The sequence below is a fragment of the Methanoculleus sp. UBA208 genome, assembly GCF_002498065.1.
In the GTDB taxonomy this organism is placed as follows: Archaea; Halobacteriota; Methanomicrobia; order Methanomicrobiales; family Methanoculleaceae; genus Methanoculleus.
Genome location: NZ_DAFZ01000040.1, coordinates 1 through 12,736 on the forward strand (window position 1 = coordinate 1; position 12,736 = coordinate 12,736).

Here is a 12,736-nt window from a genome sequence, read left to right on the forward strand (position 1 = left end):
TTAGGGTATACCGAAGGTTCGGAAATCTTTTTTGGACGACTTCGATCGTTATTGTGCTGGTTGCTGATGCGTAAGAGTCAAAAATGGTTGCTGTATGCGAGCATCCGCGCACCCAGGAGTAAGGTAGGCCAATCTAAAACCATTTATCCAGTGTTTGGTTCTGGTTTTCTGGTTCGACATTTTCTGGAGGAGAGCCTTTTTTTGGAGGATAATATAGCCCTATAATTAACCATGTGGGCTGAAGCGAATGCATACCAACGACAAAATAAAGATCTCTCTCATTTAGCATCCATGTGTAAAACTTGTCGTATAACTTTTCCCATAGGATCTGGGTGTCCCATACTCGTGGCCCCATCTACGATACGCCTCTAACAACTCCCAATCTTCACATAAAATGTCGTGGGAGCCGTTCGAGCAGGTTAAACAACCATCTGAGCATTTAAAACGATATGCAAACGGGTATGGAATTTTCTGAATTACGGGGGTTTTAGATCCATCTATTCCTTGCCGGTATTCTTTTGGATCTGTGTAGATTTCAAGTTCCCGCCGGTTATAAAATTTTAGAACTTCCTTAGGTTTAATCAATCCAAGTGAGGTCTTGTCCTCCTTGTATTTTTGATCTAAGTGACTTAAAGAAGGATCGACTTTATCGAGAATTAACTTGTTGCGTTTATCCCAAATTTTGCTGTTGGGAGCGCCACTCAAACTGTGATCTATGACAGTTATATCCGAACCAGCTTTAACCTTATAACTCTCTTTCCTCCCGAGTTTTTCGGATTCTGCTTTCTGACAGGTGACCTCCACGAGATCAAACTTACGAACTTTATTGTCTCCAATATAATGTTTCGTTGAAATAGGATACAACCGGATCCAATTTCCCTCTTCAGTAATTCCGGCTGTACAGGCGACCTCACCTCGAGATCTTCGACTGTATTCAGGATAAGTTTTTACTATAATCCAGACTCGCTTTTGTTCCCAACTCACAAGTCAACGATCTCCCACCCCTCCTTGCGTAATCGGTCTGCAATAACTCCTCTATGACAGTTGCTGGCATTTTTTTCAAAGCACATCAGGGCAATTTTTTCTTCTCTTCCCAATGCCTCTATTTTTTCGATCAGGTCGCCTTTATACTCCAGTTCGGAAGAATATTGTTTAAACAATTCTTGATAACCGCTTTGGGTGATGTCCTGCCTTCGACTGGATTCTATTCCTAGTTCGGGGATGTGAACGTACTTGATACAAAAGTTCTGTAAATTCCTTGATAATGCCTCTTTTGAGTAACCGTACTTTCTGCTGAATGCATTTCTCCTCACATCCACAAGTAAGGTAACGTGGTTAGCGAGCAGTGTCTGGAAAAACTGATCGATGTCTTTTCCCTCGTACCCTATTGTTGTAATGCCCCTCTCTTCGGAGATCTGCTCCATTTTTGGCTTCAATTTACTGAATATTATATATTCCGGGAAATGACCATAGACATAGTCAATGATGTCCATATCCGTGGAATCCTGAAATTTTTGAGCATGTGAAGAGATAATCTCCTGCAAAAAGAAATCCGGTTTTGGAAATATCTTATCGACGATCTGAACATTTTCGTCTGTTATTGAAATGCAACCCGATTTTTCGAGATTAGACAGATCTCTATATAGTTGGAACGAAAAGGGACCGTATTTGTATGGAATGAAATTGTATAAGCTTCGCTTTTGTGAGATCAAGAACATAAGCTTGACCAATTTCATCTTTGAAATCTTTTCATAACGAGCAATTAGGTAAAGGATTGCTCGTTGACTTTTATTTATCATCTCCAATAATTCCCTGATAATACGTGCAATATTAGGGTTTAGGTATGCGGGTTGAAAGTATTTGTTGTGCTCCCCCTCAAGAACATCAAGCACCTTCCCTGGGTACTGCTCACCGTAATCAGGACAAATGTCTGTGGTCGGTCACCTTCTGCGCGATCTGTGGGCCCCCGTCTACCCGGTGACGAGAACCTGCCGCCGGACGGCCGGGATGCCCCCCGGCAGGATCGCCGCGACGGGCGCGAAGGTAGAGGCCCGGGCGAGGACCGCCCGGAGCGCCGCCGCCGGCACCGTGTAGCGCTCACCGGTGAGAAACTCGAAGACGATCGCCGCCCCCGTTCGGGACCGCTCCGCGTGGCCGACCGTATCGCCGAGAATCGGGCTCCGGTCCCGGCGGAGCAGCCTGACCCGGGCGGGGCGTCGGCCGTCGAGCGCCTGCAGGAGTTCGCCGACCCGGACCCCGAACCGCCGGCCGTCGAGGGCGACCTCGACGATCCGGCAGGCTCTCCCCTCCTCGTCGACCGCGGCGGACCTGCACCTCTCGAGGTAGCCTGCTCTCTGTAACATACTCCCGGAGTCTCCCTCTGAGGTTTAAAAGCCGCGCCGCGCGGGGGGTGAAAGTGAGAGGTGCAGCGGGGGTTTCAGTACCCCGGCATCTCCCACGCCTGCCACTTCGTCCGTCCGCGGGAGAGGAGGAGCGCCGGGCTGATCGCGAGAAGGTAGCGGAGGAAGACCGAGGCGTGATAGAGCATCACGTTCGGGTGAAGCCCCGTGAGGTAGACCGTCACCGCGAGGGTGTAGGCCGAGACCGAGGCGAACGCGGCAAGTGCCGGGAAGAACGTCCCCGCCCCGCCGGAGGTCGCCGCCGCGAGCACGAGCACTGCGAGCGGGAGAAGGTTCGCGACCCCGTAGCTCTTCAATTTCGCATCGATCACCTCCGAGACCTCCACCGGCAGGAAGGCGTAGGAGGTGAAGGAGTCGAACTCGGTCAGCCAGTTGTAGATGGTGGCCGATATCACTCCGAGCAGGGCAGAAAAGACCACGAGGGGATCGATCCCGGGGATGAACCGGATCAGGACCCGGAGGCAGACCCAGACGAGGCCGAGGGGGAAGAGGAACGAGAAGATCACCTTCCCGGCGCCGCCTTCGCTACGCAGGAGGTCGAGGGCGTCCTTCGCGATGAAGTGCGCGCTCCCGAGGGCGCGGAGCCTCTCCGCGAGGGGATCGAGGCTGTTTGCGAACCGCTTCGTCCGGTCCGGGTAGTCGACGGTGACGAAGAGCACCGAGATTGCTGCCGGGACCAGGACGAGGAGGAGCGAGATCGCGAGCGGCTCCACCTTAGGGTCGAGGAAGAAGGCGTAGGGGGGGAGGACGGCGGAGACGGTGATCGCCCCGAGTTGGAACACCGTAAGCGCGAGCACCGCGAGCACCGCCGCCGTTCCGGCGAGGAGCGCGACAGAGCGCGCGTAGAGGGTCGAGAGGAAGCAGACGACCGAGAGGCCGAAGAGGAAGGCGAGCGCGAGTGAGACGAACGCGAGGAGCCCCAGACCCGGCTCAAGACCGATGAAGGGCGTCGCCGCGGCAAACCCGGCCGCGAAGGGGAGGACGTAGAGCAGGATGTAGTAGACCGTATCCTTCACCAGGAACGCGCCGAATATCCGCCGCTCCGAGACCGGGAGGCTCCGGGAGGCGTAGGCGACGAGGCTTGCCTGCCCGAACCGCCGGTTCATGAACTCCCGGCCCATGAGGCCGAACGACCCCACCATCACGCCCATGAGCAGGAAGAGGATATGCGCAAGGAGCGCGACCGCGTCGTACGGGAGCACGTCTGCAAAGAGCGGGAGGGTGAGCGACCCGAGGAAGGCGAAGACCGCGACCACCGCCGGGAAAAGCGCGAACCCGAGGCTCCCGAAGATCGTCGAGTGCATCCGCCACTCTTCCTTCATCATCGCGAGGAAGAGGTCAGGCACCGGCATCACCCCGCACCAGGTCGAGGAAGAAGGACTCCAGGTGCCTGCCGGACCCGACGAGGTCTTCGAGCTGGCCGGCGTGAAGGAGCCTGCCGTTGTGGATGATCCCGATCCGGTCGCAGATCTCTTCGGCGATCTCGAGGATGTGGGTGGAGAAGAAGACGGTCCCGCCGCCCTGGACATACTCGCGCAGGAAGTCCTTGACCGCCCGCTGCATGATGGGGTCCAGGTTGATCAGCGGCTCGTCAATGAGGGCGAGCCTTGGTTCGTGGAGGAAAGCCTGCGAAAACATCAGTTTCTGCCGGGTGCCCCTTGAGAGGTCCTTACAGAGGACGTCCCGCTTGTCTCCAAACTCCAGCAGGTCGAACCAGCGGTCGCACCGCTCGTCTACGTTGTCGAGGCTCCTTATGCGGGCCACGAAACGGAGGTACTCCTCCGCGGTGAGGAAACTCGGCGGTGTCTCCTGCTCGGGGATGATCCCGACGAGTCCCCGGACCCCGATAGGGTCTTTCGCCGCATCGAGCCCCATCACCCGGGCCGACCCGGAGGTCGGCCGGACCTGCCCGGTCAGCATCCGGATCATCGTCGTCTTGCCTGAGCCGTTCGGCCCGAGCAGGCCGAAGAGTTCCCCCTCCGTGACGGTGAACGATACCCTGTTCACCGCGGTGACGTTGCCGTACTCTTTCGTGAGGCTATCCGCCTCGATCATCTGCCGCACTCCCATTATGCGCCTCCTGATTTTTCCGTGAAAGAACATCGGCAGGACGTGTCTATAATACCTTTCTATTCCTCCACGGCCGGCTTTTGCCGGGTTCCGTCGAAACCCCTCCATAAATCCTGCCGTTCTCCCGGCGGGGATCCCCGCCGGGCGCGAGAAGCGGCGTATCGCCTCCCGACTGTTGTGCCGTTGCCGCTCCTCCTATAGCGCCTGCAGCACCGGTTCTGCGTCAGGCGGCATAGGCAGGTATAAACGTCAGGGTTCGTAACCGGAACTCATGGACGAACAGGAACGGTATGCTCATGCGAAGAGGCAGGTCGAGGAACTCAGGGGGTTCTACATGCACCTTGCGGTCTACATCGCCGTCAACCTCCTCCTCTTCGCGATCAACATGGTGACCAGCCCCGGGGCGCTCTGGTTCTACTGGGTGACTATCTTCTGGGGGATAGGCGTGGTCTTCCACGCGCTCGGTGTCTTTGCCGGGGGCCGGGTCTTCGGCAGGGAGTGGGAGGAGCGAAAGATCCGGGAGATCATGGAGCGCGAAGAGCGGCGATGAGCCGGTTCCTGCCCGGCTGCCCTTCCTGACAGAAGCACTTATCAGGTGCGACAGGTAATGCCGGTCGGATGAAGACGGAGATACCCTACGACCGGTTCGCTCACGTACCGGAGCGGATCTTCGGGCTGGTCGACCTCGCGTACAACCTCTGGTGGAGCTGGCACTCCTCGGCGAGCGTGCTCTTCAAGATGCTGAACCGGGCGGAGTGGAAGATGAGCCGCCACAACCCGGTCAGGATGCTTCTCGATACCCCGCCGCGGTTCTTCGAGCGGGCGGCGGCGAACCCGGAGTACCTCCGCCGCTACGATATCATCATGCACCGGTTCCGGGAGTACATGGTGCCGGGGACGAGCTGGTTTGCGCAGCACTATCCCGGACGGGCGCCGCTGACGATCGCCTACCTCTCGAGCGAGTTCGGGCTGCACCACTCGCTCCCGTTTTACGCGGGAGGGCTCGGGATCCTCGCGGGCGACCATGTCAAGGCGTCGAGCGATCTCGGCGTACCGACGGTCGCCGTCGGGTTCATGTACGCCGAAGGCTATCTCCACCAGCATATCGAAGCGAACGGGTGGCAGAAGAACGTCGGGGAGATCCTGGACCGCGACGCCGCCCCGGTTCTCCGGGTGTTCGATGACGACGGAAAGCAGCTTGTGGTGAAGGTGCCCCTGATCGACCCCCCCATCTACGTCGCGGTCTGGAAGGTGCAGGTGGGACGGGTCCCCCTCTACCTCCTCGATACCCATATCGACGAGAACCTCCCCGAGAACCGGAGCATCTCCCACCGCCTCTACTTAAAGGAACTCGAGTGCCGGCTCCGGCAGGAGCTGGTGCTCGGCATCGGCGGGAGGAAGGTCCTCCATACCCTCGGCGTGGAGTACTCGTCAATGCACTTAAACGAAGGCCATTCAGCGTTCGCCCTTCTCGAGCGGCTCCGGGAGCGGCTCAGCGCCGGGATGCCGCCGGAAGCGGCTCGCGAGCAGGTCCGGGGCACCTCGGTCTTCACCACCCACACCCCTGTAGCGGCCGCCCACGACGTCTTCCCCGAAGACCTGATGGCGAAGTACTTCCGGAGTTACTGCCCGTCGCTCGGTCTTTCCTGGGACGAGTTCATGGCGCTCGGGGATGACCCGCACAACCCGGGCGCCGGGTTCAACATGACCGCTTTTGCGCTCCGGATGAGCCGTTTCCACAACGGCGTCTCAAAGAAGCACGGCCAGGTCGCCCGGGAGATGTGGCAGCCTCTCTGGCCCGACCTCACCGTGGAGGAGGTGCCGATCGACGCTATCACGAACGGCGTTCACGTGCCGACGTGGCTGAACCACCGGATCGAGGCACTCATCGACCGGTACATGGACCCGGTCTACCCGAACTGGCGTGAGGACTACGATAACCCGACCATCTGGGAGGTGGTCGACGAGATCCCGGACGAAGAACTCTGGCGTGAGCACCAGTGGCTGAAGATGAAACTCTTTGCCCGGATCCGGGACCGGAAACGCCGCAAGTGGGCCGGGCACCGGGATGAGCCCGCGAATCTCGCGGCCGAGGGACTCATGCTCGACACCCCGGCGTTGACGATCGGGTTTGCCCGCCGGTTCGCCGAATACAAACGAGCGGACCTGATTTTTGAGGATCTGGACCGGCTTGACAGGATCGTGAACAACCGCTGGAGGCCGGTGCAGTTCATCTTCGCCGGGAAGGCCCACCCGGCCGACGATCGGGGCAAACGGATTCTTCAGAAAATCTACCTGTACTCGCAGGACCCGCGGTTCGGCGGCCGGATCGCGTTCGTCGAGGACTACAGCGAGCAGCTTGCGCGTTACATGGTCCACGGCGTCGACGTCTGGATGAACACCCCCACCCCGCTCATGGAGGCGAGCGGCACGAGTGGCATGAAGGCGGGGATGAACGGGGTGCTGAACCTCTCGGTCCTCGACGGCTGGTGGGTCGAGGGCTACAACGGGAGGAACGGTTGGGGTTTCGAGGGCCGCCCCCCCTCCGCGGAGGGTAACCAGCCGGATGCGGAGACACTCTACGACCTCATCGAGAACGAGATCGCACCGCTCTACTACTCGCGGACGATGGACGACGTCCCGCACAAGTGGGTCCGGATGATGAAAGAGTCGATAAAGAGCATCGCCCCGCAGTACTGTTCCCTCCGGATGCTCAAGGAGTACGTCACCAGGTACTACCCCTCGATCTGCATGTATGCGGCAGAGCCGGGAAGGCAGCTGGCCGGCACCGAAGGGGTCTGCCCCCCCGGCCCCGCGCCCGGGATGCGGTGATCCGGAAACCGGAGCGGGTGGCCGGCACCGGGAACCCCCCTCTCGGACCGGACCCGGTCCGGCGTGCGAGCGGATCTTTTCCGGCGGCCGTTCGCGGACCGTTCCGGTGCGGCCTTATGCGACTATCCCGTATTAACCAATTTCGGAATAAACGTCCCTCTGAGCGAAACAGTTAACGTTTTTTAGCGTTGGATAGCAAACATCTCTACCGGAGGCCACTGTTCGAGGTTCTAATATGGAGAGGATGGACGTTCTCCCGGTTCTCGCGGGTGGGCTCGTGATCCTGGTCGTCGCCCTCGTAGTGAAACCCGCCCTTCTCGGGGAGCCGATCGGCCTTGCCTCTCCCGGCTCGGTGCCGGTCCACAACCCGCCCGTATACGTCCCGCCGGCAGCGGCACCGACGGCGACTCCTTTCCCGGATGACGGCGCGGCCTATACCCGGAATTTCCGCTGGACGGCGATCGACGGCGGCGTCCGGACGACGGAGGTCACGGTCCCGGAAGCGCTCTTCCTCGAACACCGGGAGACCGCGCGGTTCAGCGACTATAATTCCTGGGGGAGGTATGCGCTCGCGGAAGCCGACCGGCCTGTTCTCGAGGACCTCGCCCGGGAGATCGCGCCCCCGGCCGCCAATCCCGACGAGGGCTACTTCCGGTTGATGAACGTTGTCTTCTTCGTCCAGCAGATCCCCTACGATAAGGACGAAAACACGACCTCTTACATTGAAGGCGCCCTCCCCCCTCACGCCATGTACGTGAAGGACGGCGTCGAGTATCCGAAATACCCCGTCGAAATGCTCGTCGATGGGCGGGGGGACTGCGAAGATGCGGCCATCCTGATGGGAAGACTCCTCGACGCCCTCGGCTACGATACGGTGCTGCTCCGATACTCGGATCACATGGCCCTCGGGATCCGGATGAATGAGTTCAACCCTTACTACGCAAAATACACGCCGAAATACTTCACGTACGAGGGGAAGCACTACTACTACGTCGAGGGGACGAACTATTGTGGGGGTGACGCCTTCTCAGGTGACCCCATAGCAGTCTGGGGAAAACCATACCCCATCGGGGATACCCAGGATTCGCTCCCGAGCGTGCAGTCAGAGACCCCGCAGATCATCCCGCTTCGCTACGTCCCCGAGCCGGGGGAGTACCGGATCCGTCCCATCCGTCTGCCGGCGGGGGGAGCGTGAGATGGATCCCGACACCCCCGAACCGTCCGGCCTGAGGATCCCCAAGCTCCCCGACCTGAAGATCCCCAAGCTCACCGTCACCCGGGAGAAGGCGCTCGCGGCCGCCGGGACGGTGGTTTTCGTGGTGGTGGTCGCCGTCATCGGGGGGGCGATTCTTCTCAACTACACCGAAGATCAGCAGGTTGCGGCGTTCCACAGCCACGTGTCGGCATCGGAGGCCGACCTCTTCCTGGTCTCCGGGAAGATCACCTCGCATATGCGCACCCCCACAAACGATCTTTCGGTTGCCGAATGCGACGCCCATATGCGGGAGTTTGCGGCAATCGCGAGGTACGGCAGAGACGTTACGGCCTACCACCGCCGGATTGTCGCGGCCGATGCCGTCCCGGAGGCCTACGTCGGAGCGCAGTCGGCCTACGTCCGGGCGCTCGACAACCTGAACCGCGCGTTCACGTTCTGGTCGTCGGCCGCGGGCGCCTACGAGATGCGCGATTACAATGCGGCAAACCGGAACATCGCAGAAGCGGATGCGGCGTGGCGGGAGTACAACGCCGCGATCACCGATTACGACCGTGAACTCCGCGCCGCAGAAGAGGGGGCGGAAGTTCCTCCCGCCTAGACGAGGTACTTCTCCGGGACGGAGATGGTGATCTTAAAGGATTCCAGCGACTCCGAGCGGGTCACGAAGTAATAGTCGTCGTAACCTTCCCGGATGACGAACGTCTTCTCTTTTTCTGGGGGGTTGTTTCGTGTAGCGTTTCTCTCGACATGGAGTATATCGCCCCGGAAGTACCGGATCTCCTCGACGAGCCGGTTCGGGTCGTCGGGATTGTGGATCTCCACCACGAGCCAGGGGTAGTCGTTCGCCGCCGTTGCGCTCACGGTGACCTCCCAGTAGGGGAACGGGATGTGGTAGGACTCGGTGGTGAGAACGCGGCGCCCGTAAAGACCGTCATCACAGGAGACCACCGCATACTCCGCCATCTTCTCGGATATGCGGATGTCGTTTGGCGGTTTCATCATCGTCGTCGTGGGCGCCGGGGTCACCGAGAGATGGTAGGTCGCGGGGTCGACGAACCTCACGCTCTGCGGCTGCCCCGCCCCGCGGGCGGGCACGGGGGGGGTGGGGGCCGGCTGGCTCCCTCCCACCGCCTGCGCTTCCGTCGGCGCCGGTGTCGGGGAGGCCGGTTGCGCGTCAGCGGCACTCTCCGGCGCCATGCAGCCTCCGGCGATGACGGCGGCCGCAAGGAGGATCAGGAGCAGGGTGTGGCGCCCTTGCATACTGATCTCTTGTTTGCGGGCTCTATTAGAAGTTACCCATCAACGCCGCCCCCGGAGGCGGCTAAAAAAGATACGTCCGGTGGAAGGAGACGTCACGTCCCCTCGAAGGCCTCCATGGCAAGGCCACGGAACCCCTCGCCCGACTGCTCGAACGCTTTCTCCACCTCGGCGATGCCGGCCGGATCGCCCAGTTTCAGCAGGGCCGCGGCGGTCAGGGCCCGGCAGCATTCGGACCGGCTGGCCCGGAGGGTGCCGACCAGCGGGTCGACCGCACGGGGGTCGCCGATCTCGGCAAGCGCCCAGATCGCCGGGTTCTTGATCTCGTCGTCCGCAACGAGCACGACCCCGACGAGCGGCTCCACCGCGTCGGTTCCGGCCCGGGCGAGCGCCATCGCCACGGTCCAGCGTGCATTGCTGTCGACGTTGAGCAGGGCCTGGACCAGCGGCCCGACCGTCGGTGCTCCCATGGCCCCGAGGGCACCGATCGCCTGCAGGCTGGTGTAGGTATCGCCGTTGAGCATGGCGTGCATCAGCGCCCGGATCTCCGTGTTGTCCTCCTCCCGTACCTCGCTCCTCTCGATGGTCTTCTGCATCTCTTCACCTCCTGGCACGGATGGGGGTGTCCGGCGGTTACAATAAGCTTTTACGAACCAGAATCGCCGTGCGGTACTGCGAAACGGCACTGCCGGGCATAGGTTCTTATACCCTCGCGGGGTGGCCGCGGCGGTGCTTGAACCCGGTTCCTGCGGAACCTCGCTACTCGAAGACCTTCGGTCTTCTCGAGCTCCTGTCCTTCGGACAGTCGCCATCGAAAACGCTTCGCGTTTTCTCAAGGTACTGCTCTACCGGGCAGTAACTGCCGCCATCATCCCGATCACCCTGCCGTCTTCGGCCACGATCGGCGTCCCGAGGAGATCCGCCCGGAACTTCTCCCCGCCGTTTCGGAGAGCGGCGAGCTCGCCGTGCCAGGATCCGCCGCCGAGGACCGTCCCGACGACACCCTGGATCTCGTCAGGGCGCTCCCAGAACCGGGAGAATTGCGATTCCTGCACCTCTTCCGCGGTCGGGTAGCCCCAGAGGGCCAGGAAAGCGGCGTTCGCGTAGGTCCCCACCCCGCCCGGGTCGAGGAGGGCGACCGCCCGCCGGGTGCAGGCGATCGTTCGGTCCTTGATGAGGAGCTCCTGCTCACGCCGCCGCGGGTCAGTGATGTCCGCGAGGAGGAGGCGGTAGACCAGCACCTCTTCGGTGATATCCTCGCAGTTGACGTACTGTGTCCCGTCGCAGAAGGTGACGGCGCGAGCGAGAACCGTCTTCTTCGTCCCGTTCCGGGATCGGATGACAAACGTCCGGGGCCTGATCTGGCCCGGAACCGATCGCTCGAGATCCGACCGCCAGGCACCGAGGGCTTCCTGCCGGGCCTCTTCGTCCGGGAAGATCAGCCGGGTCCATTCCGCGACCGTGGGAGCATCGTCCGTTTCGTGGCCGAAGATCTCGACGAACCGCCGGTTGGCGTAGACGAACCGCCCGTCCCGGTCGATGAGGGCGACGCCGCAGGGGGACGAATCGACCATGGCCCGGAACCGCGCCTCGCTCCGCCGGAGCCGCCCGGCGGTCTGCCGCCGGGCAAGCGCGATGGATGCCTGCCGGAGGAACGACTCAATTGTCTCCCGGTTCTCAAGCTCCCTTCCCCCGGGGAGGAAGATGCCTGTGAGGCCGAAGATCTCCTCCCGCCAGACCAGTCCCATGACGCACAACTTCTCGATATCGAACCGTTCGAGGATCGCCTCGCAGACCTCCTCCGGGATCCCCTTAAAGCAGAGGTCGTAGAGCGACAACGATGACGGTTGGGGAGGGAGAATGAACTCCTGGAACCCGCGCATTGAGAGGGGAGTCCGGTGATAGGGGGCGTCGAAGATCCGGGCGATCGGGAGTGCCAGGCCGACGGGGTCCCGTCCCAGGAGTTCCGTGACCCCTTCCCGGAACCCCTCGCCCGCGACCGCCCGGAAGACGAACTGCCGGTCGGCCTCGTCGTAGGAGAAGAAGTAAGCAAACGCTCCCGGCGCGAGTTCCGTAAGCCCGTCGATGATGTACCGGTAGATGTCCTCCACCGGTTGCAGGTCGACGAGGTCGATCGCCGTCCGGGCGAGGAACATCGTGTTCCGGATATACTGTTTCCGCTCGGTGATATCCTCGAGGACGATGGTGCACCCCTTCCCTCCGTCCTCGAACGTCGTCGGGATCGCCTGCATCTGGTAGAAGGACTCGCTGCCGTCGTCCCGCCGATGAGGGATCTCAGCGATCACCTGCTCCCGCTCGAGCCCCTCGACGACGGCGAGGGCTTCGGGGGAAGAGACGACGGGGAGGCCGGCCTCACGCAGGTTTCGGTCTAAAACCCCTTCTTTTGCGTGTCCGAATCGCCTGAGACACTGGTCGTTCGCCTGGACGATCGTGAGGTCTGCATCGAGGACCAGGATCAGGTTCTTCGTGAAACAGAGAAACGCCGAGAGGGGTACGCGATGCGCGACCGAGTAGACCTTGGCGTTGCCGACGAGCCGTGCCTCGACATGGCCTTCCGCCTGCAGCACCTCGAGGTGTTTCGAGACCGAGTTCCGGTTTGCCCCGAGGGCCTTCGCGATCTCGGTGATCGTCATGCCCTTCGGCCGGAACCTGAGGATCCGCAGGACCCTTCCCGGGATGTCCCGTTCCGGCTGCATACCATACCCGGGCGGAACACCTCCTCATTATATAAAACGTCTCTCCCTCTGTGGGGGTGCAACCCCCTGTGGAGCGCTCCCCTCCTTTCCGGCATGAACCGGCGGTTACTGTCGCCCGGATGCCTCCCACCGGACCGCCGGTCATGGAAAGCAGGGGTGGTGGTACACGGGTTATTATGGGCGAAAGGCACATCATGTACGCAACAGTCCGGCAGTCCGGGGTG

At 61.1% G+C, this 12,736-nt stretch carries 12 protein-coding genes; 4 read left to right on the forward strand and 8 right to left on the reverse strand.

From position 1 onward, the window contains the following. Positions 1-282: 282 nt before the first annotated feature. The 5 genes from BRA62_RS03425 to BRA62_RS03445 form a co-directional block, all read right to left on the reverse strand. Positions 283-804, reverse strand: a complete 522-nt coding sequence (locus tag BRA62_RS03425) for a hypothetical protein (protein WP_292364839.1) — start codon at positions 802-804, stop codon at positions 283-285. A 176-nt stretch (positions 805-980) separates the two neighbouring features. Then, on the reverse strand, positions 981-1,892 hold the full coding sequence (locus BRA62_RS03430; RefSeq protein ID WP_292364841.1) for a DUF488 family protein: 912 nt from the start codon (positions 1,890-1,892) through the stop codon (positions 981-983). Positions 1,893-1,970: 78 nt separating this feature from the next. After that, positions 1,971-2,363 carry a hypothetical protein gene (locus BRA62_RS03435; protein WP_292364843.1) on the reverse strand — a complete coding sequence of 131 codons (393 nt, stop codon included), beginning with the start codon at positions 2,361-2,363 and terminating at the stop codon, positions 1,971-1,973. A 74-nt stretch (positions 2,364-2,437) separates the two neighbouring features. Beyond that, entirely contained in the window at positions 2,438-3,772 is a 1,335-nt protein-coding gene (locus tag BRA62_RS03440) for a hypothetical protein (protein WP_292364844.1), read from the reverse strand. Continuing rightward, the gene (locus BRA62_RS03445; protein WP_292364846.1) at positions 3,759-4,490 is read right to left on the reverse strand and encodes an ABC transporter ATP-binding protein; all 732 of its coding nucleotides are present in this window, start codon (positions 4,488-4,490) and stop codon (positions 3,759-3,761) included. The genes BRA62_RS03440 and BRA62_RS03445 overlap by 14 nt, the downstream gene beginning before the upstream one ends. Before the next feature lie 271 nt (positions 4,491-4,761). On the opposite strand from BRA62_RS03445, the gene BRA62_RS03450 reads away from it, so the two are divergent. From BRA62_RS03450 to BRA62_RS03465, 4 genes are all read left to right on the forward strand, one after another. Further along, entirely contained in the window at positions 4,762-5,040 is a 279-nt protein-coding gene (locus tag BRA62_RS03450) for a 2TM domain-containing protein (protein WP_292364848.1), read from the forward strand. Between the two features lie 68 nt (positions 5,041-5,108). Next, complete coding sequence (gene glgP, locus BRA62_RS03455; RefSeq protein WP_292364850.1) at positions 5,109-7,322, forward strand: alpha-glucan family phosphorylase; 2,214 nt, start codon at positions 5,109-5,111, stop codon at positions 7,320-7,322. Positions 7,323-7,557: 235 nt separating this feature from the next. Continuing rightward, complete coding sequence (locus BRA62_RS03460) at positions 7,558-8,517, forward strand: hypothetical protein (RefSeq protein ID WP_292364852.1); 960 nt, start codon at positions 7,558-7,560, stop codon at positions 8,515-8,517. A gap of 1 nt (position 8,518) precedes the next feature. After that, positions 8,519-9,136 carry a hypothetical protein gene (locus tag BRA62_RS03465; RefSeq protein ID WP_292364854.1) on the forward strand — a complete coding sequence of 206 codons (618 nt, stop codon included), beginning with the start codon at positions 8,519-8,521 and terminating at the stop codon, positions 9,134-9,136. Here BRA62_RS03465 and BRA62_RS03470 read toward each other — a convergent pair. From BRA62_RS03470 to BRA62_RS03480, 3 genes are all read right to left on the reverse strand, one after another. Next, complete coding sequence (locus tag BRA62_RS03470) at positions 9,133-9,798, reverse strand: hypothetical protein (protein WP_292364856.1); 666 nt, start codon at positions 9,796-9,798, stop codon at positions 9,133-9,135. The genes BRA62_RS03465 and BRA62_RS03470 overlap by 4 nt on opposite strands. Before the next feature lie 92 nt (positions 9,799-9,890). Next, positions 9,891-10,391 (reverse strand): HEAT repeat domain-containing protein, encoded by a 501-nt coding sequence (locus BRA62_RS03475; RefSeq protein ID WP_292364858.1) that lies wholly within the window; start codon positions 10,389-10,391, stop codon positions 9,891-9,893. Positions 10,392-10,640: 249 nt separating this feature from the next. Then, positions 10,641-12,512: a PAS domain S-box protein gene (locus BRA62_RS03480; RefSeq protein WP_292364860.1), complete on the reverse strand. Its 1,872-nt coding sequence runs from the start codon at positions 12,510-12,512 to the stop codon at positions 10,641-10,643. Positions 12,513-12,736 lie beyond the last annotated feature (224 nt).

Coding starts and splice junctions, on each gene's coding strand:
- BRA62_RS03445 (WP_292364846.1), bottom strand. CDS start 4,490: ATGGGAGTGCGGCAGATGATCGAGGCGGATAGCCTCACGAAAGAGTAC.
- BRA62_RS03475 (WP_292364858.1), bottom strand. CDS start 10,391: ATGCAGAAGACCATCGAGAGGAGCGAGGTACGGGAGGAGGACAACACG.
- BRA62_RS03460 (WP_292364852.1), top strand. CDS start 7,558: ATGGAGAGGATGGACGTTCTCCCGGTTCTCGCGGGTGGGCTCGTGATC.
- BRA62_RS03470 (WP_292364856.1), bottom strand. CDS start 9,798: ATGCAAGGGCGCCACACCCTGCTCCTGATCCTCCTTGCGGCCGCCGTC.
- BRA62_RS03465 (WP_292364854.1), top strand. CDS start 8,519: ATGGATCCCGACACCCCCGAACCGTCCGGCCTGAGGATCCCCAAGCTC.
- BRA62_RS03435 (WP_292364843.1), bottom strand. CDS start 2,363: ATGTTACAGAGAGCAGGCTACCTCGAGAGGTGCAGGTCCGCCGCGGTC.
- BRA62_RS03440 (WP_292364844.1), bottom strand. CDS start 3,772: ATGCCGGTGCCTGACCTCTTCCTCGCGATGATGAAGGAAGAGTGGCGG.
- glgP (WP_292364850.1), top strand. CDS start 5,109: ATGAAGACGGAGATACCCTACGACCGGTTCGCTCACGTACCGGAGCGG.
- BRA62_RS03480 (WP_292364860.1), bottom strand. CDS start 12,512: ATGCAGCCGGAACGGGACATCCCGGGAAGGGTCCTGCGGATCCTCAGG.
- BRA62_RS03450 (WP_292364848.1), top strand. CDS start 4,762: ATGGACGAACAGGAACGGTATGCTCATGCGAAGAGGCAGGTCGAGGAA.